The sequence below is a fragment of the Clostridium sp. OM05-6BH genome (assembly GCF_003481635.1).
Taxonomy (GTDB): Bacteria; Bacillota; Clostridia; order Lachnospirales; family Lachnospiraceae; genus Butyribacter.
The window spans coordinates 31,060-32,178 of sequence record NZ_QULH01000023.1 but is presented as its reverse complement, the minus strand read 5'-3'; the positions used below and the strand labels follow the sequence as shown (position 1 = coordinate 32,178).

Here is a 1,119-nt window from a genome sequence, read left to right as displayed (position 1 = left end):
AGTTATGCGCACAAATATGCCAAGAAATATCATATTAAATATAAGTTAGTGAAATAAAGTCATTATATGAGGAGGAATACCAATACGGCATAATATAGTTTTATTAATTATGCTACAGTATTGATGCCGCATGGGGAAAATCGTCACATTGGCAGGATATGGTTTAATTCTTAAGAATTATTAAGATTACGCGGAATGCATTGACGATGGAAATTAGATTTGCTGTAATAATAAGTGAACAGTCAAAGGAATTCTAGCTAGTAATCTTTGGTTAAGATGGGAGGATAAGTTATGAATTTAAGTTTTAAAAAGTGTATATTATTCGCAATAAGTTTGCTGATGGGAATTGGCTGTATGGGACAGAAGGCAGGGGCAAGAGATGACGTAGGAAGATATGAACCTAGTATTGTGGATTATGCAGTGCCATCCAGTAATGAATCCGAATGGATTAAGGATGGAATTTATGAATATTCATTAATACGTAACAAGACAGCAGTTAGACTAATGGTGTTGGATACATCTTCTGCCAAAGAGTTCATTGTTCCCAAAGTATTTCATAATTTGCCAGTGAAGGAATTGTTTTATGTTAGAGGGAAGAAGTGGGAACAGTTGATAGTACCCAACGGAATCGAGATTATTGATGATTCTGCATTATCCGGAATGTCTCATTTGCGTAAAGTTGACTTAGGAAAAGATGTTCAGTATATCGGACGACAGGCATTTTGGGGAAATCCCAATTTAACAGAAGTGACCGGTGGACAAAATGTACGATTTGTGGGTCGACAGGCATTTTATCTATGCAAGAGAATGAAAAATTTGCCGGATTTTGTGAAGAATCATAGAAAGTGTATATATTCACAGGCTGCATTTAAAAATGCACGAGCTCTCACGAATATAAAGCTGTCTCCAAATGTGCAGTATACAAATGCATTATTTAAGGGATGTACCAGTCTGAAATCTGCATATATTCAAGGTAAAGGATTTTTGCCGAATGCAAAAACGTGGAAATATATGAATAAAAACAAAATAAATGAGGAAATGTTCAGTGGTTGTCGTTCTTTGAAAACTGCGAAGTTGTATAATGGTATAACAAGATTAAACGCTCGAATGTTTGCAGAC

At 35.3% G+C, this 1,119-nt stretch carries 1 protein-coding gene; it reads left to right on the top strand.

Annotated features, from left to right (window positions below; all coding sequences use genetic code 11):
* Window positions 1-291 precede the first annotated feature (291 nt).
* Window positions 292-1,119 (top strand): leucine-rich repeat domain-containing protein (locus DXB73_RS12895; protein ID WP_207665877.1); only part of this gene is annotated, 828 nt, incomplete at its 3' end.